Origin of the sequence: Brevibacterium aurantiacum (assembly GCF_900169065.1) — a bacterium.
Lineage (GTDB): Bacteria > Actinomycetota > Actinomycetes > Actinomycetales > Brevibacteriaceae > Brevibacterium > Brevibacterium aurantiacum.
In genome coordinates, this window is sequence record NZ_FXZB01000001.1 from 79,467 (window position 1) to 102,947 (window position 23,481).

Below are 23,481 nucleotides of genomic sequence, written 5' to 3' on the forward strand. Positions count from 1 at the left end.
CTCCGGGCTCAGTGCGCTGCGTCGTGCCAGGAGGTTCCGGTGCCGACGTTGACGTCGAGCGGCACGTCGAGTTCGAAGGCTGAGCCCATCTCCTCGGTGACGATCTGCGTGACAGAGTCGATCTCCTCGGGGTGGACGTCGACGATGATCTCGTCATGGACCTGCAACAGGACCGTTGACTTGTGATCACCGAGGCGGTCGCTGACCTTGAGCATGGCGATCTTCATGATGTCCGCGGCAGATCCCTGGATCGGGGCGTTGAGCGCAGCGCGTTCGGCCATGTCCCGCAGCTGTCGCCGGTCGCTGTGCAGTGCCGGCAGGTAGCGCCTGCGACCCATGATGGTCTCGGTGTAGCCGTTGGCGCGTGCCTGTTCGACGATCTCGTCGAGGTAGTCCTTGACTGCTCCGAAGCGTTCGAAGTACTGCTCCATGAGATTCTTCGCCTCGTCGACGCCGATGGCCAGCTGGCGGGAGAGACCATAGGCGGAGAGTCCGTAGACCAGACCGTAGGACATGGCCTTGACCTTCGAACGCATCGCCGAGTCGACCTCGTCGATGCCGACGCCGAAGACCTTAGACCCGACGTAGGAGTGCAGGTCCTCGCCGTCCTTGAATGCCTGGATCAGTGCGGCGTCGCCAGAGAGGTGGGCCATGATGCGCATTTCGATCTGCGAGTAGTCAGCCGTGAGCAGTCGAGCGTCGTCGACGTGTGGGTCGGCGATGAAGATCTCGCGGATCCGTCGCCCCGATTCGGTGCGCACCGGAATGTTCTGCAGGTTCGGGTCGAGTGAGGACAGCCGCCCTGTCGCAGCGACGGTCTGCTGGTAGGTGGTGTGGATGCGTCCGTCCTCGGCCACGGTTTTGAGAAGTCCGACGACGGTCTGCTTGAGCTTCGTGGAGTCACGGTAGGCCAGCAGGTGCTGCAGGAACGGGTGCTCGGTCTTGATGAACAGCTCCGCCAACGCCTCGGCGTCGGTGGTGTACCCGGTCTTCGTGCGCTTGGTCTTGGGCATGTCGAGCTCGTCGAAGAGCACGGTCTGCAGCTGCTTCGGCGACCCGAGGTTGACCTCATGGCCGATCGCCTCATAGGCGAGTTCTGCGCTCGCGTTGGCCTGCTTCGTGAATTCGTCGATGAGTCCGGACAGTCCTGCCTCGTCGACGGCGATGCCGGCCAGTTCCATTCTGGCCAGCACAGGCACCAACGGCAGTTCGATATCGCGATAGACCTGGCTCATATTGGCTTCGTCGATCTTCGCCGCCAGAATGTCATGGACCTCGAGCAGCGCGGCCGCCCTGTGCCCGTGGGTCTGAGCGGTTTGATCGGATTCGAGGTCAAGTGCCAGCTGCCCGCTGTCGGACTCGGCATCGCTGAGTTCTATCCCGGCGCGTTCGAGTGCGATCTGCTGCAGTTCGTAGCTGCGCTGATCGGGCACCAGCAGGTAGGCAGCCAGGGCCGTGTCACCGGCAACGTCGTCGACGTCCAGGCCCAGTGAACGCCAGGCCTTGATCTGTGTCTTCGAACTGTGCAGGATGAGGGTCTTCGACCGCAGCGCCGAGCTCAGTTTCGAGACATCGGCTTCCCCCGCCTCGGCGAGGTCGACGACCCAGGCCTCGTCGGGCGCACCGGACACGGCAAGGATCCGCACGTCACCGTGTCCGAGTTCGTACCGCGCATCGGAATCGAGGGCGAGCACATCGGAGTCCGCCATCTTCTCCAGAAGTGCGGGCACGTCGAGGGTCTCAACGGAGACCTCGCGGGCGGGACCCGAAGCCTCCTCTGGGACGGCCTCTTCGCCGAAGATCGCACTCAGTCGTTTGCCGAGGGCCTGGAATTCGAGTTGGTCGAACAGGCTCGAGAGCTCGCTCGGGTCGCCCTCTCCCCATTTGAGATCGGCATAGGTCAGGCCCAGGTCGACATCGTCGAGGAGGCGGTTGAGTCGGAAATTGCGTTCGACCTCAGAAATGTGGTCGCGCAGCTTCTCCCCGACCTTGCCTTTGATCGCGTCCGCGTTCTCCAGCACACCCGGCAGATCACCGTAGGCGGCCAACCACTTCGCTGCGGTCTTGTCACCGACCCCGGGGACGCCGGGAAGATTGTCGGCCTTCTCCCCCACCAGGGCCGCGAGCCCACGGTAGTTCACGGGCGTGACCGCGTATTTCTCTTCGATCGCTGCCGGGGTCATGCGATTGAGGTCGCTGACTCCGCGTTTGGGGTAGAGGATCGTCACGGAGTCGTTGGAGAGCTGGAAGGAGTCCTTGTCCCCGCTCATCACCTCGACCTGCGCACCGGCTTCGGTGCCCATACGCGCCATGGTCGCCAGCGCATCGTCTGCTTCGAAGCCCTCTTTGGTCACCACTGTGATGCCCATGGCCACCACGATGTCCTTGATCAGATCGATCTGCGGGTGGAACTCCGGCGGCGTTTTGGCTCGTCCTGCCTTGTATTCGGGGTACTCCTCGAGGCGGAAGGTCTGTCGCCCCAGGTCGAAGGCCACGGCCACGTGGCTGGGTGACTCGTCCCTGAGGACATTGATGAGCATCGAGATGAAGCCGTAGATGGCGTTCGTCGACTGGCCGGTGCTGGTGGAGAAGTTCTCCACCGGAAGGGCGTGGAATGCCCGGTAGGCCAGAGAGTGTCCATCGATGAGCAGGAGGGATTCGTTTACTTGAGTCACATGACATAGCCTATCGTTCAAAACTGACATGAAGGAGAACGATGTTCATTCCGACCGCATCGCTGAGCGCTCACACCACTGAAGATCAGTGTCGGGAGATGCTCGGCCAGCTCAACAGTCCAGAAGCGGTCGGTGCCCTCGCCGCGAAGATGGGCATCGAGTTCACAGAACTCAGCCATGACCATGTCACGGGAGCGGTGCCGGTGACGGACAACACTCAGCCGATGGGCCTCTTCCACGGCGGCGGTCATGTCGTGCTGGCCGAGTCCCTGGCCTCGATGCACTCGTTCCTCATCTCCGGTGGCAAGAACGTGGTCGGAGTCGACCTCAACGCCACGCATCTGCGCGCGGCTCGAGACGGTACGGTGACCGGCCGCGCCGAGGTGCTCCACCAGGGACGTACGATCGTGTCCCATGAGGTGAAGATGACCGATGCCGCCGGCCGGCTTCTCTCGATCGTGCGGATCACGAACATGATCCTCAAGACCGAACCCAAGTGAGCAGCGGCCGGTGACCGGCCGACAGGCTGTCACCGCTGAATGAAGGAGGCCGGCGAATCCTCATCGGATTCGCCGGCCTCAGTATGTGTTCGGGTGGGGTGTGAGCTACTTGCTGGAGCCGATCTGCTTGAGAACGGTATCGGCAACCTCACGCATGGTCAGGCGGCGGTCCATCGAGGTCTTCTGGATCCACCGGAAGGCCTCGGGCTCGTTGAGACCCATCGAGGTCTGGAGCAGGCTCTTGGCGCGTTCGACGACCTTGCGGGTCTCGAAGCGTTCGGTCAGGTCGGAGATCTCACTCTCCAGGGAGCTGATCTCCGCGTGACGCGACAGGGCGATCTCGAGGGCTGGGATGAGGTCCGCGGCCGTGAAGGGCTTGACCACGTAGGCCATTGCTCCGGCATCGCGAGCTCGCTCGACGAGCTCCTTCTGCGAGAAGGCGGTGAGCAGGACCACCGGGGCGATGCGCGCCTTGGCGATCCTCTCCGCTGCGGAGATTCCGTCGAGGATGGGCATCTTGATGTCCATCACGACGAGATCTGGGCGCAGCTCTTCGGCCAGGCGGATAGCGGATTCGCCGTCTGCGGCTTCGCCGACGACGTCGTATCCGACCTCGCGCAGCATCTCGACGATATCGAGACGAATCACGGCCTCGTCTTCCGCCACTACGACGCGGCGAACCGGCACGGACTCATCTGAAGTTGGTTGTTCGCTGTTTGAAAGCACGGCACCAGTCTAAACCAGGCCTCATCCGTGCACCGACATCGGTACCCAAGTTTCTTCTGTGATGGTAGCCACCCGTGTGATCGTCGCCACCGAACAGGAACTGGAAACGGCGGCAGCACCGAGCCTCGGCACCGATTGTGCAATCACATAAAAGCTGTCGTAAACTCGTCCCTGTCGCGGATTCCATCCGCGGCCCAGCCGGATTGGCGGAATCGGTAGACGCGGTGCACTCAAAATGCATTGTCGAGAGACGTGTGGGTTCGAGTCCCACATCCGGTACAAATAGCTCCAAGTCTCAGTTTGTTCTGAGATTCAGTGCGCAGATGAATCAGCGCTCAGATGCACAAGACCCCCGAACTCAGGTTCGGGGGTCTTGTGCATCAGTGCTCGGCGCTCAGGGCCAGCAGGCGTCGAAGCCGCTCAGGCTCGAGTCCCGCCCGACGGCTGTTCGAGTTCAGCCTCGTCGGAACCTTCGGCGCTGCTGCCGGCAAGAACGCTCTCGTCCGCATCCTCATCGACTGGCACATAGCCGTCGATGCGATCGGAATCATAGCGCACCTCATCGAGGATGCCGTGGCGCTTCGCGACGATCGCCGGGATGAGTGCCTGTCCGGAGACGTTGAGAGCCGTGCGCCCCATGTCGACGATCGGTTCGATCGCCAGCAGCAGTCCCACACCTTCGAGCGGCAGACCGAGCGTGGACAGCGTCAGAGTCAGCATGACCGTGGCACCGGTCGTTCCTGCCGTTGCCGCCGAACCGATGACCGAGACGAAGACGATGAGGAAGTACTGGACGATCGTGAGATCGATTCCGAAGAACTGAGCCACGAACACGGCGGCGATCGCGGGGTAGATCGCAGCACAGCCGTCCATCTTCGTGGTCGCACCGAAGGGCACCGCGAAGGCCGCGTAGCTCTGGGGAACACCGAAGTTGTCGGTGGCGACCTTCTGGGTCACCGGCATAGTGCCGATCGATGACCGGGAGACGAAGCCCATCTGCGCGGCCGGCCACACACCAGAGAAGTACTGGCGAACGGAGAGACCGTTGAGCTTGGCCAGAGTCGGGTAGACGACGAAGAATACGATCGCCAGCCCCACGTAGACCGCGACGACGAACCACAGCAGGGAACCCATGGTCGACCAGCCGTAGGAGTTCACGGCATTGCCGATGAGGCCAAGGGTGCCGATCGGTGCGATGCGCACGATCCACCACACAACCTTCTGCACGACGGCCAGTGCCGCCTCGGTGAACTGGAGGAAGGGTTCAGCGGCCTTGCCGACCTTGACCGCGGCGATGCCGATCGCGCCGGAGACGATGATGAGCTGAAGGATGTTGAAGTCGACCTCGGAGACCAATCCGCCGGCCTCATCGGCGGAGGTGCCGACCTCGAGCCCGAGGAAGTTGACGGGTACGAGTCCGGTGAGGAATCCGATCCAGCTGCCTTCCGAATCGGGGGCCGAACCGCTCAACGATGTGGCGTCAGCGTGCATGCCCGGCTGAATCACGACGCCGAGGATGAGTCCGATGAGAACGGCGATGAGCGCCGTGAATGCGAACCACAGGAGCGTGGAGACGGCGAGTCTGGCCGCGTTGGTGACCTTGCGCAGATTGCCGATGCTGGCAATGATCGCGGTGATCACGAGCGGCACGACAGCTGCCTTGAGGAGGGTCACATAGGAGGATCCGATGGTGTCCAGGGTCGTTCCGAGCCAGTTATCCTGGTCTTCGCTGACCGGCCCCCAGGAGCGGGCAATCAGTCCGAGGATCACGCCCGCAATCAGGGCTATGGTGACCTGCACCCCGAATGATCGGCTCCATTTGGGCAATCTCATGCCATTCCTCTTCTTCGTCTGTTGGTTTCCGGGCAAGGCTCATCTCACGAGCCGTTCACCCACAGCACAACTGTTGAGCAATCTCGGAAATTCCGCAAGTTCGAGTGAAGTGCATCTCACTGGCTCTTCGCCTGCCTGGGCACATGACAACGGCGGCCACCCCGACTCGGGGTGGCCGCCGTTGTCGACGCCTCAGTGCCTGGGTGTGCCGCTCTCTTTGACGATCGGCACCTCACGAGTGATCGGCGACTCGGACACGATGCCGTATCCGGCCAACGGATCCTCCTCGTTGTCCGAGGAGTCTTCGTACGCCGCGGCAACGCCCTTGGCCGCATCACCCATCGTGTGGATGCGCAGAGCGTTGGTCGAGCCGGGAATTCCGGGAGGGGACCCGGCAACGAGGATGCTCTGATCTCCCTCGCGCGCGGTTCCGTCGGCCAGCAGCACAGCATCGACCTGCCTGGCCATCTGGTCCGTATGACGCACGGTCTTCACGAGATAGGGACGCACGCCCCAGGTCAGCGCCAGCTGGTGGCGCACCTGTGGATCAGGAGTGAAGCCGAGGATCGGCCAGGCCGGACGCAGCCGCGACATCCGGCGGACGGAGTCACCCGTCTGCGAGAACGTGCAGAGCAGATCGATATCAAGCTGCTCGGCGATCTGAACGGCCGCTGCGGTGACGGCACCACCCTTGGTGTGGGGAACGGTGCCCAGCTGAGGAATCCGCTCCATGCCGTGTTCCTCGGTTGATTCGATGATCCGGCTCATGGTCCGGATCGCTTCGACCCAGTAATCACCGACAGAGGTTTCACCGGAGAGCATGAGGGCATCGGCGCCGTCGAGGACGGCATTGGCACAGTCGCTGGCCTCGGCGCGCGTCGGCCTGGCCGCATCGATCATGGTCTCGAGCATCTGCGTGGCCACGATGACCGGCTTGGCCTGCTGACGTGCGATCTCGACCGCGCGCTTCTGCACGATGGGGACCTGCTCGAGCGGCAGTTCCCCGCCGAGGTCGCCGCGGGCGACCATGATTCCGTCGAAGGCGTCGATGACGGCGTCGAGCTGCTCCACGGCCTGTGGCTTCTCAAGCTTGGCGATGACGGGGGCGGTGATGCCGACCTCGTCCATGACTGCTTTGACATCGTCCATGTCTTCGGGGCTGCGCACGAAGGACAGCGCCACCCAGTCGAACCCGAGGCTGAGACCCCATTTGAGGTCCTCGATGTCCTTCTCCGACAAAGCTGGGACGGATACCGGAACGCCGGGCAGGTTGATGCCCTTGTGGTTGGAGATCGTTCCGCCGATCTCCACCTCGGTGACGACGTCGGTATCGGTGACCTCGGTGGCCCGCAGGCGCAGGCGCCCGTCGTCGATGAGCAGTGGATCGCCTACGGAGACATCCCCGGGCAGCGTCGACAGAGTCGTGCTCACCACCTCGGCGGTGCCGTCGACATCGCGGTTGGTGATGGTGAACGTTGCGCCCTCGACGAGCTCTTCCTTGCCGTTGGCGAAATTGCCCACCCTGATCTTGGGGCCCTGGAGGTCGAGCAGCACGGCTACTGCGCGTCCGGTATCGAGTGCGGCCTGGCGGACCCAGGCGAACTTCTCTTCGTGCTCTTCGCGGTTGCCATGGCTGAGATTGAACCTGGCTACATCGACGCCCTCGTCTACGAGTGCGCGGATCTCTTCATAGGAATTCTGATTCGGACCTAATGTTGCGACTATCTTTGCACGCCTCATGTACACCACCCTACCTGCATCGTGACGGGCGGTTCGACCCGCCCGTCACGTCTGCTCGTCGTTGAAAGATCACGCACCACAATGTGCGGTCTTCTCATTTAATGACACGAATCATCTTAGCATTTAAAACTCGTGTCCTGTGGTCCGACCGGTGCTGGCAGCCTCGTCGACCCGGTGAGGAAGCGATCGACCTCAGCGGCCACGGAGCGGCCCTCCGCGATCGCCCAGACGATGAGCGACTGTCCGCGCCCGGCATCTCCGGCGATGAAGACGCCTGGCTGAGACCCCTGATAGGACGCGTCACGGTCGAATGCACCGTTCGCGGCCACCTCGAGAGCCAGGGACTCCGACTCCGGCCCTGAGAAGCCGAGCGCCAGCAGGATGAGATCGGCGTCGAGCCGATGCTCTGTTCCCGGGGTCGGGACGCGACGACCGTCGACGAACTGCGTCTTGGCGACCTCGATGCCCGTCACCCGACCGGTCTCATCGCCGACGAATCCCGTCGTCGATGCCAAATACTGGCGCGTACCACCCTCCTCGTGTGAGGACTGGACTTCGAAGACGCGGGGCACCGTCGGCCACGGGTCCATCTCGCTGCGCTCTTCTGGCGGCTGAGCGCCGATCGCCAGGGTCGTCACCGAGGCGGCCTTCTGCCGCAGAGCGGTGCCGAGGCAGTCGGCTCCGGTGTCTCCGCCGCCGATGATGATCACGTTCTTGTCCCGCGCATCGAACTGTGCGTCGACGATCGCGTCGCCGCCCGGACGCTCACCGGCCTGGGACCGGTTCGAGGGCACGAGGTAGTCCATCGCGAACTCGACGCCGTCGAGCTCGCGCCCGCCGATCGCCATGTCGCGGGGCACGGTGGCACCGGTGCAGACGATGACCGCGTCGAAGCTCGACCGCAGATCGTCGAGGGTGATGTCGACGCCGATCTCGACCGAGGTCTTGAACCGCGTGCCTTCGGCCCGCATCTGATCGATGCGGCGATCGATGTGGTGCTTCTCGAGCTTGAAGTCCGGGATTCCGTAGCGCAGCAGGCCGCCGAGGCGGTCGTCACGTTCATGGACGACGACGGTGTGACCGGCGCGGGTCAGCTGCTGGGCTGCGGCGAGCCCGGTCGGACCCGAGCCGATGACGGCCACCGTGTGTCCGGTGATCCGGTCGGGAATCGCCGGCTGGATGAGTCCGGCTGCGAATCCCTGGTCGACGATGGTGACCTCGACCTGCTTGATCGTCACCGCTGGCTGGTTGATGCCGAGGACGCACGCGTTCTCACACGGCGCCGGGCAGGCCCTGCCGGTGAACTCCGGGAAGTTGTTCGTGGCATGCAGGAGTTCGACGGCCCGCGGCAGCTCGCCCCGGTACATCGCATCGTTGAACTCGGGAATCAGGTTGCCCAACGGGCATCCCTGATGGCAGAAGGGCACGCCGCAGTCCATGCATCGCGAGGCCTGCCTGCGCAGCTGTTCGGGGTCGCCCGCTTCGTAGACTTCACGGTAGTCCATGAGGCGGATGGGCACGGGCCGACGGCGAGGCGTCTCCCGATTTTCGATGGTGAGGAATCCGTGCGGATCAGCCATTGGTGGCCTCCAGAATCTTGTGCCAGGCGGCGTCCGAATCGGCAGGCTGACCTGCGGCGGCGAACTCGTCCTGGATGTCCTTGACCCGTGCATAGGTGACGGGAATGATCTTCGTGAAGCGCGAGAGGACGTCCTCTCCGCGGCGGAGCCCGTCGAGGAGCTGGGAGGCCAACGGCGACCCTGTCCACTGAACGTGTTCGTCCAGCAGTCGCTGGAGCACAGCCATATCGTCGACGCCGACTCCCGTGAAGCGGAAGATACCCGCTGCACGTTCCTTCGGATTGAGCCTGGCCGGGTTGAAGTCGAGGACGTAGGCGGTGCCTCCCGACATTCCCGCGGCGAAGTTGCGGCCGGTGGACCCGAGGATGACGGCGATGCCGCCGGTCATGTACTCAAGCCCGTGGTCGCCGATGCCCTCGACGACCGCCTCGGCGCCGGAGTTGCGCACCATGAAGCGCTCCCCCACCTGGCCGGAGACGAACAGCTTGCCTGCCGTCGCCCCGTAGCCGAGGACGTTGCCGGCGATGACGTTGTACTCAGGCCGGGTCGGGTTCTCCGGGTGCGGCGCCACGCTGATGGTGCCGCCTGAGAGACCCTTGCCGACGTAGTCGTTGGCATCGCCGTGCAGGTCGATGCTCACGCCGCGCGGCAGGTAGGCACCGAGCGACTGGCCGGCGGTGCCGTGGAGATCGAGCCGGATCGTGTGCTCAGGCAGTCCTGCATCTGCATGCTCGAGCGTGACGTGGTGGCCGAGCAGGGTGCCAACGCTGCGGTCGGTGTTCTCGATCGCCGAGGTGATGGTGAGCTCGTTCCCCGACGTGATGGCCTCCCGTGCCTGAGCGAGCAGGCGCAGGTCGAGCTCCTCGGCGAAGTCGCGGTCGACGCCGGTGGAGCATTTGCGCTCCACATCGGTGCGGCCGTGGACATCGGCGGGAACCTTGAGGATCGACTCCAGATCGAGGTCGAGGCCCGAGGCGGCTGCCCGCTCCTCATCGACGCGCAGGCGTTCGACAGCGCCGATCGCCTCGTCGAGGGAACGCAGGCCCAGTGCCGCGAGATACCCGCGGACCTCCTCGGCGATGAAGGTGAAGAAGTTGACGACGTGATCGGCCTGACCGTGGAAGCGCTCGCGCAGCTTCGGGTTCTGAGTGGCCACGCCCACGGGGCAGGTGTCCTTGTGGCAGACACGCATCATGATGCAGCCGGAGACCACAAGAGCCGTCGTGGCGAAGCCGAACTCCTCACCGCCGAGCAGGGCAGCGATGATGACATCGCGGCCGGTCTTCAGCTGACCGTCGACCTGCACGCTGACCTTCTCGCGAAGGCCGTTGAGGACGAGGGTCTGCTGAGCCTCGGCGAGGCCGAGCTCCCAGGGTGTGCCTGCGTGCTTGAGCGAATTGAGCGGACTGGCGCCCGTTCCTCCGTCATGGCCGGAGATGAGGACGACATCGGCTCCTGCCTTCGCGACGCCCGCGGCGACCGTTCCCACACCGATGGCCGAGACCAGCTTGACGTGGACTCGCGCCTTGGCGTTGGCACGACCGAGGTCGTGGATGAGCTGTGCGAGGTCCTCGATCGAGTAGATGTCGTGGTGCGGCGGAGGCGAGATGAGGCCGACGCCTGGGGTGGCGTGGCGGGTCTGCGCGATCCACGGGTAGACCTTGGTGCCCGGAAGCTGGCCGCCCTCTCCGGGCTTGGCTCCCTGGGCCATCTTGATCTGGAGATCATCGGCCTCGGTGAGGTAGTGGCTCGTGACGCCGAAGCGACCGCTGGCGATCTGCTTGATCGCCGAGCGACGCTCGGGATCGACGAGACGCTCAGTATCCTCCCCGCCCTCACCGGTGTTCGACTTGCCGCCGATCCGGTTCATGGCGATGGCCAGGGTCTCGTGCGCTTCCTGGGACAGCGAGCCGTAGCTCATCGCACCGGTGGAGAAGCGCTTCATGATCTCGGAGGCCGGCTCGACCTCTGAGATGTCGATCGGGCCCGATTCGGTGGGAACGAGATCGAAGAGTCCACGCAGCGTCATCAGCTCCCGCGACTGCTCATCGATGGCCTTCGTGTACTCGCCGAAGATGTCGAAGCGACCAGTAGCCGTCGAGTGCTGGAGCTTGAAGATGGTCTCCGGGTTGAAGAGGTGTTCGGGACCTTCTCTGCGCCACTGGTATTCGCCACCGACCAGCAGGTTGCGGTGGGAAGGGCGCGGATGGTCGTCGCGGTAGGCATCGGCGTGCCGTGCGCTCGACTCTGCGGTGATCTCGACGATCCCCTTGCCGCCGAGCTGATGCGGAGTCGAAGTGAAGTACTCGTCGACGAAGGCATCAGCCAGCCCGAGGGCTTCAAACGTCTGCGCACCGTGATAGGACTGCACGGTCGAGATGCCCATCTTCGACATGATCTTCAACAGGCCCTTATTCAGCGCCGTAAGCACATTGGCGACGGCGGCGGACTCGCTGATTCCGCGGATCCTGTCGGAGCGCACCAGGGCTTCCGCCGTCTCCATGACGAGGTAGGGGTTGACAGCCGAAGCGCCGAAGGACACGAGCGTAGCCACATGGTGGACCTCGCGGACGTCACCGGCTTCGACGATGATCGATACCCGAGTCCGCGACCGCTGCCGCACCAGATGGTGGTGGAGCGCTGAGGTGAGCAGAAGCGAGGGAATCGGCGCCAGATCAGCGGTCGAGTCACGGTCGCTGAGGATGATGAAGACGGCGCCTGCTTCGACTGCCGCATCCGCCTCCTCGCAGAGAGCCGCGAGACGGTGCTTCATGGCCTCTGGTCCGGCGTTGACCGAGTAGAGGCCGGACAGGATGACGCTGGGGCGAGGATCATCGACGCCGAGGTGGCGGCCCTGAATGTGGGCGATCGCCGTGAGCTCGTCGTTGTCGATGACAGGCTGGTCGAGCAGAATGTGTGCTGAGTCCGGCTGTGAGAACTCCAGCAGGTTTCCCTCGCGACCGATGCCCGAGGACATGCTGGTCACGATGTCCTCGCGGATCGAGTCCAGCGGCGGGTTCGTCACCTGCGCGAAGTTCTGATGGAAGTAGTCGAAGAGCAGCCGGGGACGCTGGCTGAGAGCCGCGACGGCCGTATCGGTGCCCATGGCTCCGAGCGGTTCCGCTCCGGTTTCGGCCATCGGGGCGATGAGGACCCGCAGCTCCTCCTCGGTGTAGCCGAAGGTGCGCTGGCGGCGTCGCACGGAGGCCTGAGGGTGGGTGACGTGGACCCGTGTCGGCAGCTCGTCGAGACGCTTGGAGCAGTCGGCGACCCATTCCTCATACGGATGCTGGGTGGCGAGCTGGTTCTTGATCTCGGTGTCGGAGATGATCCGCTCTGACTCGATGTCGACGAGGAACATACGTCCCGGAGTGAGTCGGCCGCGGGACACGATCTCCGCCTCGGGAAGGTCGACGACGCCGATCTCGCTGGCGAGCACGACGGTATCCGAGGTCATGACGTAGCGGGCAGGGCGTAGGCCGTTGCGGTCGAGGACAGCGCCAGCGAGCTTTCCGTCGGTGAAGGCGACGCAGGCCGGACCATCCCACGGCTCCATGAGCAGCGAGTGGTACTCGTAGAAGGCCTTGCGTGATTCGCCCATGCCGGGGTTGTTCTCCCAGGCTTCGGGGATCATCATCAGCATCGCCTGCGGCAGCGACCTGCCCGAGGCGACCATGAGTTCGAGCACCGCGTTGAACGATGCCGAGTCGGACGCACCCGAGGGCACGATCGGACACAGTCGATCGAGGCTGCGTGAGGTCTCAGGCACAGGAGACTCGAGGAGGTCGGAGGCCAGCATCGATTCTCGCGCCTGCATCCAGTTGCGGTTGCCGCGCACCGTGTTGATCTCGCCGTTGTGGGCGATCGTGCCGAACGGCTGGGCCAGCTGCCAGGAAGGGAAGGTGTTCGTCGAGAAACGAGAGTGGACGAGAGCGATCCGCGAGGTCACGCGCTCATCGTTGAGTTCCGTGTAGAACGATGAGAGCTGGCCCGTCGAGAGCATGCCCTTGTAGGTGATCGTCGCAGGTGAGAGCGAAGGGAAGTAGAGCCCCTCGTGATCGAGTCGCTTGCGCAGGATGTAGGCGCGGCGGGTGAGGTCCTGATCGTCCCTGGCCGGGTAGTCCGGTGCGAGCGTGAAGAAGACCTGACGCATCCGCGGCATCGTCGTCAGCGCGATATCGCCGAGCACGCTCTCATCATGGGGCACATCGCGGAAGGCGAGGACGCTCAGACCCTCTTCACCCGCCAGACGCGCCACCAGTTCGTCCTGATCGGCATCCGCGGGAGCCTCAACTGCGTCGTTGTCGCGGCCGAGGATGTCTCCGGCCGGAACCAGGTCGTCGTTGTAGTTCTGAGCGAAGAATCCGATGCCCACTGCGTAGGATCCCGGTGCGGGAAGTTCGACGCCGTCTCCGGCGAGCACCTCGGCGAAGTAGTCGTGCGGAACCTGGAGGGTGATGCCCGCTCCGTCGCCGGTGCCCTCATCGGAGCCGATTCCGCCGCGGTGTTCGAGCTTGCGCAGGGCCGTCAGGGCCTGATCGACGACCTCATGGTCGGGGTTGCCGCGGTAGCGGACGATGAGCGCGAGGCCGCAGGCATCATGTTCGAGTGCCGGATCGTAGAGCCCGTCGCGGACTGGGTGGTGCGAAGATTTCGGGTTCGTCTGGTGTTCACTGTGCATCGCTGCCTTTACGGGGTCTAGTAATGATCGTTAAAGACGGCGCTGTCCCTAGCTGACTGAAAACATGCCCTTCGAAGATCGTCCTTGGACATAGATGTGTGACGTGGTTCTCACGGCCGGGTATCTAATTTACACCCTGTGACGCAAGAGACGAAGTTGAGAAAGGATCGAACAGTGAACCAAAACGTCTCACTCGCCGGACTTCGGGTCCTCGCCGCGCCGTGATTTCGACTTCACATCAGGAGTGATGGAGATCGCCGAGGTGACGGCTCCGTAGAATCCGAAACCGGGTGCTCGTCCGTTCTCTGCGCCCGTCTGCCCAGCCTCGCTCGAGGCGCGCGCGATCTTCCGGGCACGGCGATTGATGCGCACGATGATGGTCGTCACGATGATGCAGACGACGACGACCGCGGCCACCCACAGGACCCAGACCGGGATCGTCAGAGCCCCGAGGCCGATGGTGTCGGAAACGAGCTGTTGGGCCCGCCTCATGCACAGCCCTCTGCAAGCTCGGACGCCAGCGCTGAGATGCCGGGCACACCATCTGAGTCGAGAGCACGGACGAGGGCGGAACCGACGATGACTCCGTCGGCGTATTCGGCGACCTCTGCCGCCTGTTCACGGGTCGAGACCCCGAGTCCGACGCAGGCACGCTGCGCACCGGCGTCCTTGAGCCGGGAGACCAGGTCCCGTGCATGGTTGTCGACCTCAGAGCGGACTCCGGTCACGCCCATCGTCGAAGCCGCGTAGACGAATCCCCGGCTGGCGCCGACGATCGTCGACAGCCGCTCGGGCGTCGACGAAGGAGCGGCGAGGAAGATGCGGTCGAGATCGTAGTCGTCTGAGGCCTGCGTCCACTCGGCGGCCTCATCCGGAATGAGGTCTGGAGTGATGATGCCCGAACCGCCTGCCGAGTCGAGATCGCGGGCGAACGCGGAGACGCCGTACTGCAGGACGAGGTTCCAATAGCTCATGACCACGGCGGTTCCGCCCGCCTCTGCGATGGCTGAGACCGCTGTGAGCACGTCCTTCGTCCTGACTCCTGCCTCCAGGCCGCGCTCGGCGGCGTGCTGGATGACAGGACCGTCCATGCCCGGGTCGGAATAGGGCATGCCGACCTCGACGATGTCGACGCCGGACTTCACCAGCTCGACCATGGCCTCGATCGACCCGTCCACGGACGGGAAGCCGACAGGGAGGTAGCCGATGAGCGCGGCGCTGCGGCCGGCTTCGTCGACGGCGTCGAGTGTGGTGCCGGTTCTGCGTCCTGAAGTCGTCATTCCTGCACAGCTCCTTCGTCGATGTAGTCGAACCATTTGGCAGCGGTCGTCATGTCCTTGTCCCCGCGGCCGGAGAGATTGACGAGGATGACGGCGTCGCTGCCGAGGCTCTGGCCCACACGCATGGCCCCGGCCAGAGCGTGTGCGGATTCGATGGCGGGGATGATGCCTTCGGTGCGTGAGAGCAGACGCATGGCTTCCATAGCCTCCTCGTCGACGACGGGTTCGTAGATCACGCGCCCGGTGTCGTGGAGGTGCGAATGCTCAGGTCCGACCGAGGGATAGTCCAATCCTGCCGAGATCGAATGCGAGCCTCGGGTCTGTCCATCCTCGTCCTGCAGGATGTACGTGGCGGAACCGTGGAGGACACCGGGGCGACCACCGGAGAAGCGTGCGGCGTGGCGCCCGGATTCGATGCCCTCTCCCCCGGCTTCGAAGCCGTAGACCTTCACCTCGGCGTCGGCGAGGAACGCGGCGAAGATTCCCATCGCGTTCGACCCGCCGCCCACACACGCGCAGACCGCGTCGGGGAGACGCCCGGCGGCGTTGCGGATCTGCTCACGAGCTTCGACGCCGATGACGTTCTGGAAGGAGCGGACCATGGCCGGGAACGGGTGCGGACCGGCGACCGTGCCGATGATGTAGTGGGTATCGGCGACATTGGCGACCCAGTCGCGCATGGCCTCGTTCATCGCGTCTTTGAGCGTGCGCGTGCCGTTGCTCACCGCGTTGACCTTCGCTCCGAGCAGCCGCATCCGGGCGACGTTGAGAGCCTGTCGCTGGGTGTCCTCTTCGCCCATGTAGACCTCGCACTCCATGTCGAGGAGTGCAGCGGCTGTGGCGGTGGCGACTCCGTGCTGGCCTGCGCCGGTCTCGGCGATGACTCGGGTCTTGCCCATGCGCTTGGCCAGCAGCGCCTGTCCGAGGGCGTTGTTGATCTTGTGGCTGCCGGTGTGGTTGAGATCCTCACGCTTGAGGAAGATCCTCGCTCCTCCGCAGTGGGCGGAGAAGCGGGTCGCCTCGGTGAGCAGGCTGGGGCGGCCGATGTAGTTCAGTTGCAGGTCGAGCAGCTGCTCGGTGAATTCCGGATCGACCTGGGACTTGCGCCAGGTCTCCTCGATCTCATCGAGTGCGGGAATCAGCGCTTCCGGGAAGTACCTGCCTCCGTACGAACCGAAGTAGGGTCCGTTCTCCTGGCTCACATCGGTCATTGCAGTCCTCTTCGTGGTGCGAGTTGGTTCGGGTAGTCGGTTCAGGAGACGACGCGCGCCCGGTGCTCCTGCCCTGTCGCGGTGAAGGTCGCGACGGCTGCCTCTGGATCTCCGCCGGTGACGAGCGCTTCGCCGACGAGGACGAGATCAGCACCGGCATCCGCGTAGCCGGCGACGTCCGCGGGTCCTGCGACTCCGGATTCGGCGACGAGGGTGCAGCCCTTCGGCGCACGTGCTGCCAGAGGAGCGAAGCGGCCCGTGTCGACGCTGAGGTCTTTGAGATTGCGGGTGTTGACGCCGATGAGCGGGGCACCGAGGTCCATGGCGATCTCGAGTTCTGCCTCGTTGTGCGTCTCGACGAGCGCCGTCATCCCCAGATCGTTCGCCAGGGCGTGGAATTCGCTCAGCTGCGTCGGGTCGAGGGCAGCGACGATGAGGAGCACGAGGTCGGCGCCGTGGGCCCTGGCCTCGTGGAACTGGTACTCATCGACCATGAAGTCCTTGCGGAGCACGGGGATGTCCACGGCGGCTCTGACCGAATCGAGGTCGTCGAGGCTGCCCGAGAAACGACGCGCCTCCGTGAGGACGCTGATCGCCCGTGCACCGCCGGCGGCATAGAGCCGGGCGAGGGTGCCGGGATCGGGGATGTGCGCAAGGTCGCCGCGCGAGGGAGAGCGTCGCTTCACCTCGGCGATGACGCCGAAGTCCGCGTCGAGGTCGAAGGCACGGGCAGGCTCGGCCGCCCGCGCACGTTCGACGATCTCGCTCAGTCCGACCTGCTTGCGGCGCTCCTCGAGATCTTCGCGTACACCGGCGACGATGTCGTCGAGAACTGTCATTTCTTCTTCGGCTTGTTTCCCAGGCCGACGGCACGCAGGATGATGCCCACGATGAGGCCGAGTACGACGACTCCGACGCCGACGTAGGTGATCATCGCGGTGTGAATCGTGAAGCCGACGCAGCCGATGGCGACACCGATCAGGATGATGATGACTCCGGTCCAGCCGGCCACGGAGTTTCCGTGTCCTGGGTCGGCGATGGCGGCATAGTCGATCGTCGATTTGTCGAGATCGGTTGCGCCGTTACGAGCGACGGTTTGCGACATGGTGCTCCTTAGAGATGCAGGCGTGGCACGCGTGAAAACTTGTTGCATCCATTGTGACACGCTTCGAGTTGGGTCGAGACACCGACCCGGTCACGAGGTCATTTCGATTCATCGTCGGCCCCACCAGCGGCGGAGTCGGGATCGTCTCCGCGGGAAAGTGCGTCCCAGGTCGCGGCCGAGTCGAACTCTTCACCTCCGGCCTCTGCCGTCCGGGCGTACCGGTTCGAGTTCGTCCAGCTCGCCGAGGAGAAGGCGACGTAGACGATGACGATGAGCGCGATGGCTGCCGCGCACAGGCCCACGATCGGCCACGCGGTAGCTCCGGGGGCTGACACGGACTGCAGCGCGGTCATGCCGTAGCCCACGGCGGCCAGGCCGGCGAAGCCGAGGACGACGAAGCGTCCGATCTTTCCCAGCATGGCCGAGAGCAGTCCGGTGACGGCGATGATTGCGACGCAGGCGGTGGCGACCGGCGAGGCCTGAGAGCTCGCGTCTTCCGTGACGTCGGCCACACCTGCTGGTCCGAGCGTGTCGCCGGCGACCCCTGCCTGCCAGGAGGCGAGGCTGATCGCCCACAGGGCTCCCGCAAGAATGAGGACGAGGAGGACACCGCGTGATTTGGTCATCTCAGGTCCATTCCTCTCTCGGCTCTCCGAGCTTCGTCACCGCGCTGGCTGCCGATGCTGCACCCAAGACGGCGGCCGCCTTGTTCTGTGATTCCTGATATTCGGTTTCGGGAACCGAATCCGCGACGAGACCACCGCCGGCGTAGACGCTCATGACCGAGTCGCGGAGGACGCCGGTGCGGATGGCGATCGCCAGGTCGAGGTCTCCGGTGAATGACATGTAGCCGACGACACCCCCGTAGATTCCGCGGCCGATGGTCTCGAGCTCGTCGATGATCTGCAGAGCACGGGGTTTGGGAGCCCCGGAGAGGGTGCCCGCCGGGAACGTGGCACGAAGCACGTCCACGGCCCCCTTGCCCGGCGCGAGTTCTCCGCGCACGGTCGATGAGATGTGCATGATGTGGCTGTAGCGCACAATGTCCATGAACTCGCTGACATCCACGGTCCCCGCCTGGCAGACCTTCGCCAGGTCGTTGCGGGCAAGGTCGACGAGCATCAGGTGCTCGGCCAGTTCCTTCTCGTCGTTGATGAGGTCTCTGGCCAGGGCCGAGTCCTCTTCAGTGGTGGCGCCTCGGGGCCTGGATCCGGCGATCGGATGGGTGACGACGTCACCGGAGCGAACCGTCACGAGGGCCTCCGGAGAAGAACCGATGATGCTGGCGGGCTGGCCCTGATCATCGTGGAGGTTGAGCAGGTACATGAAGGGGCTGGGGTTCGAATGGCGCAGCATCCGGTAGACCGTCAGCGGGTCGGCGGTGCACTCGGTGTCGAAGCGCTGTCCGAGGACGACCTGGAAGATCTCGCCGTTGACGATCTCTTGCTTGGCTCGTTCGACGTTGTCGAGGTAGACCTGTGGGTCGGTGCGTGTCGAGACCTGCGGCGGGACGAAGTGAGTGCTTGAGATCTCGGCGTCGACGGGTTCGGTGATTCTGGCCAGCATCGCTTCGATCCGGTCGACACCCGCGTGGTAAGCCTCGTCGATGCCGGTGTCGGCACCGTTGACGTTGAAGATGTTGGCGACGAGCGTCAGGGTTCCTGAGTAGTGATCGTAGACCGCGATGTCGCCGGGGATCATCAGCTGCACGGTCGGCAGATGGTGCTCATTGGCCGGTGCCGGGCCGAGCTTTTCGAACTGGCGGACGATGTCCCAACCGAAGTAGCCGACGAAGCTTGAGACCATCGGTGCCAGCACCGACTCGGTCTCATCGACGGCGAGCAGTTCCAGGGTCGCGGTCACGGCGTCGAGAACGCTGCCCTCGGCGGGGATTCCCACCGGCGGTGTGCCTTCCCAGCGGAAACTCTCGCCCTCGGAGATCAGAGTGGCCACGGGAGCCGAGCCGATGAATGAGTACCGTGCCCAGGCTCCGGACACGGCCGACTCGAAGAGAAAGCTGCCGGGCCCGCCGTCGGTGAGCTTGCGGTACAGACTCAAGGGAGTCTCCGTGTCGGCAAGCACCTCCGCATGGACAGGCACCAGGCGGTGGTCGGCGCCCGAGGCTCGAAATTCTTCGAGACTGGGACGGATCGTCAGCCCGGTCTCGGTCGTCGAAGTGGACGTCGTCGAAGTCTCAGTTGGCACTGATGGTCCTTCCGGTGAAGCACGTCGGGGTCAGAGTATGGCAGGCCGGTCCGGTCTGTTCGACCTCCATGAGCAGAGCGTCTGCGTCGCAGTCGAGGCTCAGGGAGGCCACCTTCTGTGTGTTCCCCGAGGTTTCGCCCTTGACCCAGTATTCCTGCCTGGACCGGGACCAGTAGACTGCGGCGCCGGTGCTCAGGGTGCGCTCGATGGCTTCCACGTCCATCCAGGCCATCATCAGCACCTCCCGGGTGTTGACCTCCTGGACGATGACGGGGATGAGCCCGTCGGAGTTGAGAGTGATCAGTTCGCGCCAGTTCTCCGGGGTCGCGTCGATCTGCGTGGTGGTCTCGTGTGTGCTCATCGGACTTCGATCCCTTCGTTCCGGAGTGCGTCCTTGACCTCGGCGATGCTCAGAGTTCCGAAGTGGAAGACGCTCGCGGCCAGCAGCGCATCGGCTCCGGCCGCCACGGCGGGAGCGAAGTGCTCGACCCGTCCGGCTCCCCCGGAGGCGATGAGCGGAACGTCGACGGCTGCCCGTGCGGCGGCGATGAGTTCGAGATCGAAGCCATCGTGAGTGCCGTCTGCGTCGATGGAGTTGAGCAGGATCTCACCCACGCCGCGCTCGGCGGCCTCGGTGATCCAGTCGATGGCGCAGCGACCTGTGCCCTCTCTGCCGCCGCGGGTGGTGACTTCGAAGCCGGAACGTGTCTGCGTCCCCTGGCTCCGTCTGGCGTCGAGGGACAGGACGAGGACCTGGTTGCCGAAATGGTGGGCGATGTCGCTGATGAGCTGCGGGTTCGCGACCGCCGAGGTGTTGACGGAGACCTTGTCGGCCCCATCACGCAGGAGGCGATCGACGTCGGAGACGCTGCGGATGCCGCCGCCGACGGTCAGAGGGATGAAGACCTCTTCGGCACAGGAGCGGACGATATCGTGAACCGTCTCCCGGTCGCCGCTGCTGGCGGTGACGTCGAGGAACGTCAGCTCATCTGCCCCTGATTCCCCGTAGCGTCGGGCCAGTTCGACCGGATCGCCGGCGTCCTTGAGATCGGCGAACTTCACTCCCTTGACGACACGTCCCTCGTCGACGTCCAGACACGGAATGACTCTGATGGCAACCATATGACTCTCCTAGTTTCCCGGTCGACGATTAGATTCCAAGGGTGCGATACCGTTCCATCCGCCGTGCGAGACGACGGTCGGAGGGTTCGCGCATGAGCTCGATGAGTTCGTACTCAAGTGTCGCACCCACCCGGGACACGAAGTCCAATGGCTCCTTACTCGCGTCCGGGTGTTCGGCGATGATGCGGTCGACGACTCCTGTCTCCTTGAGCATCGGGGCATGCACCCCTTGGCTCTGTGCCATCTCCGGTGCACGGTCGGTCGTGCGATGCACGATCGCCGAGGCTCCTTCCGGAGGCAGAGGTGAGAGCCACCCGTTCTCCGCGCTGAGCACACGATCCGCGGGGATCAGGGCGAGGGCTCCCCCGCCGGAGCCTTCACCCAGGATGAGTGAGACCGAGGGGGCGTCGAGGTTCGCGAGGTCGGCGAGGCTGCGTGCGATCTCTCCGGCGATGCCGCCTTCCTCCGCCGATTTCGACAGTGCGGCTCCTGGTGTGTCGATGACCGTCACGAGCGGCAGGTCGAGTTCGGCGGCCAGTCGCATGCCGCGCCTGGCCTCGCGCAGAGCCGCCGGGCCCAGCGGCGCACGGGAGTCCTGCCGGAACCGGTCCTGTCCGAGGACGATGCAGGGGGCGGATCCGAACTTCGCCAGCGCCAACAGCAGTCCGGGATCCTTCTCACCCTGTCCCGTGCCGTTGAGGGGCAGCACGGTGTTGGCTGCGGTGCGCAGCAGGTCGCGGACCCCGGGCCGATCGGCCTTGCGGGAACGCGTGATCGCCTCCCAGGCGTCGGACTTCGGGTCGACCACCTCGGGGCGGGTGTCCGGGTCGCTCACTCGGCAGGGAATCTCCTTGGCTCCCATGAGGACATCGAGGACCCGAGCGAGGGTGGTCTGAATACGCTCGGGACTGATCACGGCATCGATGATTCCGTGCTTGTGCAGGTTCTCACCCGTCTGCACGTTCTCCGGGAACTTCTCCCCGTAGATGGCTTCGTAGACCCGCGGTCCGAGGAAGCCGATGAGCGATCCCGCCTCGGCGACGGTGACGTGGCCCATCGAACCCCAGGACGCGAACACCCCGCCGGTGGTCGGATGCCGCAGGTACACGAGGTAGGGCAGAGCTGCCCGGCGGTGGGCCATGACGGCGTTGGTGATTTTGACCATCGACAGGAACGCGATCGTGCCTTCCTGCATTCTGGTACCGCCCGAGGCGGGACCCGCCAGCAGCGGCAGCCCTTCGAGCGTCGCACGTTCGATCGCGTCGACGAGCCGCTGGGCCGCGGCCACGCCGATCGAACCGGCGAGGAAACGGAATTCGCCGGCGACGATGGCAACGCGACGACCCTCGATCCGCCCCTCTCCGGTGATGATGGCTTCGTCGACTCCGGACTTCTCCTTAGCGGCGGCGAGTTCGGCCGCGTACTCGTCGGAGATTCCTCCGGCGGGTGTGATCGGAGTCGTGTCCCAGGACACGAAGGATCCGTCGTCCACGACGATGTCGACGAGTTCATGAGCATTCAACCGTGCCACGTGCGTATCTCCTGTTTCAGATGTGTCTGACGAACGGTAAAGCGGTGTTGGACCTGCTGTGTTGGGCCTGCTGTGCTCGGGAGTCTCAGCCGTCCGAGTCGAGCCAGGACACGATCGCCTCGGCGTCCTCGTTCAGCAGCGGTGGGGCATCGTGTGCGGTCCGCGTGGTCTCGACCTCGGCCTCACCATCGGCGTCGAAGAAGCGCAGTGGCGGTCCCGGCAGGTCGATGTCGCCGAGGACCGGGTGATCGACGGAGACCTTGAGTCCCTGGCTCAGCGCCTGGTCCCAGGAGTAGACCTCTTCGAGAGTGCGCACCGTGCCGGACGGGATCCCTGCGTCGCCGAGCTTGGCGAGCAGGTCCTCTGGCCCGAAGGCGGCGAACTTGCTCTCGATGAGCTCGATCACGGCCGGGCGGTTCGCAACGCGGGAGGCGTTGTCGGACATGCCTTCGGTGGCCGGGTCGATGTCGAATGCGGCGCAGAACTTCTGCCACAGGTTCTCGTTGCCCACGGAGATCTGCACGGCGCCTTCATGGCATTTGAAGAGTCCGTAGGGAGACAGAGAAGGATGGTGGTTGCCGCCGGGCTGCGGGTTCTGCCCGGCCACTGTGGCGCGGGTGCCCTGGAAGGCGTGGACTCCGACCATTCCGGCGATGAGGGAGGTGCGGACGACCTTGCCCTTGCCGGTGCGTTCACGTTCGAGCAGGGCGGCGAGGACACCGTAGGAGCCGTAGATCCCGGCCAGGAGGTCTGCGATGGGGACTCCGACGCGCTGCATGTCGTCTGGCCCCGACCCTGTCAGTGACATCAGGCCCGCTTCGCCCTGAGCGATCTGGTCGTAGCCGGCGCGGGAGGATTCGGGTCCGTCGTGGCCGAAGCCGGTGATCGACAGGAGCACCAGGCGCGGGTTGATCTCCATGCACACCGTGGTGGAGAAGCCGAGGCGGTCGAGGACGCCGGAGCGGAAGTTCTCGATGAGCACGTCGGCCCGGGAGATGAGTTCGCGCAGCGTCTGCTTGCCGGTGTCCGACTTGAGGTCGAGGGCGATGGATTCCTTATTGCGGTTGCAGGAGAAGAAGTACGTTGCCTGCGGGTCGTCTTCGGGTCCTACGAAGGGAGGTCCCCAGGACCGCGAGTCATCGCCCTTGCCCGGGTTCTCGACCTTGATCACTCGGGCGCCGAGGTCGCCGAACATCATTCCCGCATGTGGGCCGGCCAATGCGCGAGAGAGGTCGATGACCGTGTATCCGGTCAGTGGGCCTTCGACCCCTGTGATTGTGTCGTTCGACATT

18 protein-coding genes and 1 tRNA gene are annotated in these 23,481 nt (G+C 64.6%); 2 read left to right on the forward strand and 17 right to left on the reverse strand.

Features of this window, described 5'->3' with window-relative positions:
- Positions 1 to 8: 8 nt before the first annotated feature.
- Positions 9 to 2,675 carry a DNA polymerase I gene (gene polA / locus BAUR9175_RS00365; protein ID WP_009881390.1) on the reverse strand — a complete coding sequence of 889 codons (2,667 nt, stop codon included), beginning with the start codon at positions 2,673 to 2,675 and terminating at the stop codon, positions 9 to 11.
- 41 nt (positions 2,676 to 2,716) lie between these two features.
- Here polA and BAUR9175_RS00370 point away from each other — a divergent pair, with 41 nt between their 5' ends.
- Positions 2,717 to 3,175, forward strand: a complete 459-nt coding sequence (locus BAUR9175_RS00370) for a PaaI family thioesterase (RefSeq protein WP_009881391.1) — start codon at positions 2,717 to 2,719, stop codon at positions 3,173 to 3,175.
- A gap of 105 nt (positions 3,176 to 3,280) precedes the next feature.
- Here BAUR9175_RS00370 and BAUR9175_RS00375 read toward each other — a convergent pair whose 3' ends face one another.
- Positions 3,281 to 3,901 (reverse strand): ANTAR domain-containing response regulator, encoded by a 621-nt coding sequence (locus BAUR9175_RS00375; protein WP_050773324.1) that lies wholly within the window; start codon positions 3,899 to 3,901, stop codon positions 3,281 to 3,283.
- A gap of 197 nt (positions 3,902 to 4,098) precedes the next feature.
- Between BAUR9175_RS00375 and BAUR9175_RS00380 the strand changes: the two genes are divergently transcribed.
- Positions 4,099 to 4,180: transfer RNA gene (locus tag BAUR9175_RS00380), tRNA-Leu, on the forward strand.
- A gap of 141 nt (positions 4,181 to 4,321) precedes the next feature.
- On the opposite strand, the gene BAUR9175_RS00385 is transcribed toward BAUR9175_RS00380, so the two are convergent.
- The 15 genes from BAUR9175_RS00385 to BAUR9175_RS00455 form a co-directional block, all read right to left on the reverse strand.
- On the reverse strand, positions 4,322 to 5,734 hold the full coding sequence (locus tag BAUR9175_RS00385) for a dicarboxylate/amino acid:cation symporter (RefSeq protein ID WP_096158770.1): 1,413 nt from the start codon (positions 5,732 to 5,734) through the stop codon (positions 4,322 to 4,324).
- A gap of 192 nt (positions 5,735 to 5,926) precedes the next feature.
- Positions 5,927 to 7,474: a pyruvate kinase gene (gene pyk / locus BAUR9175_RS00390; RefSeq protein ID WP_101582627.1), complete on the reverse strand. Its 1,548-nt coding sequence runs from the start codon at positions 7,472 to 7,474 to the stop codon at positions 5,927 to 5,929.
- 116 nt (positions 7,475 to 7,590) lie between these two features.
- Positions 7,591 to 9,054: a glutamate synthase subunit beta gene (locus BAUR9175_RS00395; RefSeq protein ID WP_009881395.1), complete on the reverse strand. Its 1,464-nt coding sequence runs from the start codon at positions 9,052 to 9,054 to the stop codon at positions 7,591 to 7,593.
- Positions 9,047 to 13,735, reverse strand: a complete 4,689-nt coding sequence (gltB, locus tag BAUR9175_RS00400; RefSeq protein ID WP_009881396.1) for a glutamate synthase large subunit — start codon at positions 13,733 to 13,735, stop codon at positions 9,047 to 9,049. Before gltB ends, BAUR9175_RS00395 begins: the two co-directional genes overlap by 8 nt.
- Positions 13,736 to 13,924: 189 nt before the next feature.
- Entirely contained in the window at positions 13,925 to 14,227 is a 303-nt protein-coding gene (locus tag BAUR9175_RS00405) for a hypothetical protein (protein ID WP_101582629.1), read from the reverse strand.
- Positions 14,224 to 15,015 carry a tryptophan synthase subunit alpha gene (gene trpA / locus BAUR9175_RS00410; RefSeq protein WP_009881398.1) on the reverse strand — a complete coding sequence of 264 codons (792 nt, stop codon included), beginning with the start codon at positions 15,013 to 15,015 and terminating at the stop codon, positions 14,224 to 14,226. The genes BAUR9175_RS00405 and trpA overlap by 4 nt, the downstream gene beginning before the upstream one ends.
- Positions 15,012 to 16,226, reverse strand: coding sequence for a tryptophan synthase subunit beta (trpB, locus tag BAUR9175_RS00415; RefSeq protein WP_009881399.1), 1,215 nt, complete (start codon positions 16,224 to 16,226; stop codon positions 15,012 to 15,014). Before trpB ends, trpA begins: the two co-directional genes overlap by 4 nt.
- A gap of 41 nt (positions 16,227 to 16,267) precedes the next feature.
- Positions 16,268 to 17,065: an indole-3-glycerol phosphate synthase TrpC gene (gene trpC / locus BAUR9175_RS00420; RefSeq protein WP_096160753.1), complete on the reverse strand. Its 798-nt coding sequence runs from the start codon at positions 17,063 to 17,065 to the stop codon at positions 16,268 to 16,270.
- Entirely contained in the window at positions 17,062 to 17,331 is a 270-nt protein-coding gene (locus BAUR9175_RS00425) for an HGxxPAAW family protein (RefSeq protein WP_009881401.1), read from the reverse strand. Before BAUR9175_RS00425 ends, trpC begins: the two co-directional genes overlap by 4 nt.
- A gap of 98 nt (positions 17,332 to 17,429) precedes the next feature.
- Complete coding sequence (locus BAUR9175_RS00430; protein WP_069600244.1) at positions 17,430 to 17,957, reverse strand: Trp biosynthesis-associated membrane protein; 528 nt, start codon at positions 17,955 to 17,957, stop codon at positions 17,430 to 17,432.
- Between the two features lies 1 nt (position 17,958).
- Positions 17,959 to 19,536 carry an anthranilate synthase component I gene (gene trpE / locus BAUR9175_RS00435; RefSeq protein WP_101582632.1) on the reverse strand — a complete coding sequence of 526 codons (1,578 nt, stop codon included), beginning with the start codon at positions 19,534 to 19,536 and terminating at the stop codon, positions 17,959 to 17,961.
- On the reverse strand, positions 19,526 to 19,897 hold the full coding sequence (hisI, locus tag BAUR9175_RS00440) for a phosphoribosyl-AMP cyclohydrolase (protein WP_009881404.1): 372 nt from the start codon (positions 19,895 to 19,897) through the stop codon (positions 19,526 to 19,528). The genes trpE and hisI overlap by 11 nt, the downstream gene beginning before the upstream one ends.
- Positions 19,894 to 20,658, reverse strand: coding sequence for an imidazole glycerol phosphate synthase subunit HisF (hisF, locus tag BAUR9175_RS00445; RefSeq protein ID WP_101582634.1), 765 nt, complete (start codon positions 20,656 to 20,658; stop codon positions 19,894 to 19,896). The genes hisI and hisF overlap by 4 nt, the downstream gene beginning before the upstream one ends.
- Before the next feature lie 28 nt (positions 20,659 to 20,686).
- Positions 20,687 to 22,189, reverse strand: a complete 1,503-nt coding sequence (locus BAUR9175_RS00450; RefSeq protein WP_101582637.1) for a carboxyl transferase domain-containing protein — start codon at positions 22,187 to 22,189, stop codon at positions 20,687 to 20,689.
- A gap of 85 nt (positions 22,190 to 22,274) precedes the next feature.
- Positions 22,275 to 23,480: a CaiB/BaiF CoA transferase family protein gene (locus BAUR9175_RS00455; protein ID WP_009881407.1), complete on the reverse strand. Its 1,206-nt coding sequence runs from the start codon at positions 23,478 to 23,480 to the stop codon at positions 22,275 to 22,277.
- Position 23,481 lies beyond the last annotated feature (1 nt).

Coding starts and splice junctions, on each gene's coding strand:
- BAUR9175_RS00395 (WP_009881395.1), bottom strand. CDS start 9,054: ATGGCTGATCCGCACGGATTCCTCACCATCGAAAATCGGGAGACGCCT.
- trpC (WP_096160753.1), bottom strand. CDS start 17,065: ATGACAGTTCTCGACGACATCGTCGCCGGTGTACGCGAAGATCTCGAG.
- BAUR9175_RS00455 (WP_009881407.1), bottom strand. CDS start 23,480: ATGTCGAACGACACAATCACAGGGGTCGAAGGCCCACTGACCGGATAC.
- hisF (WP_101582634.1), bottom strand. CDS start 20,658: ATGGTTGCCATCAGAGTCATTCCGTGTCTGGACGTCGACGAGGGACGT.
- BAUR9175_RS00405 (WP_101582629.1), bottom strand. CDS start 14,227: ATGAGGCGGGCCCAACAGCTCGTTTCCGACACCATCGGCCTCGGGGCT.
- BAUR9175_RS00430 (WP_069600244.1), bottom strand. CDS start 17,957: ATGACCAAATCACGCGGTGTCCTCCTCGTCCTCATTCTTGCGGGAGCC.
- trpA (WP_009881398.1), bottom strand. CDS start 15,015: ATGACGACTTCAGGACGCAGAACCGGCACCACACTCGACGCCGTCGAC.
- hisI (WP_009881404.1), bottom strand. CDS start 19,897: ATGAGCACACACGAGACCACCACGCAGATCGACGCGACCCCGGAGAAC.
- BAUR9175_RS00425 (WP_009881401.1), bottom strand. CDS start 17,331: ATGTCGCAAACCGTCGCTCGTAACGGCGCAACCGATCTCGACAAATCG.
- BAUR9175_RS00385 (WP_096158770.1), bottom strand. CDS start 5,734: ATGAGATTGCCCAAATGGAGCCGATCATTCGGGGTGCAGGTCACCATA.
- trpB (WP_009881399.1), bottom strand. CDS start 16,226: ATGACCGATGTGAGCCAGGAGAACGGACCCTACTTCGGTTCGTACGGA.
- pyk (WP_101582627.1), bottom strand. CDS start 7,474: ATGAGGCGTGCAAAGATAGTCGCAACATTAGGTCCGAATCAGAATTCC.
- gltB (WP_009881396.1), bottom strand. CDS start 13,735: ATGCACAGTGAACACCAGACGAACCCGAAATCTTCGCACCACCCAGTC.
- BAUR9175_RS00370 (WP_009881391.1), top strand. CDS start 2,717: ATGTTCATTCCGACCGCATCGCTGAGCGCTCACACCACTGAAGATCAG.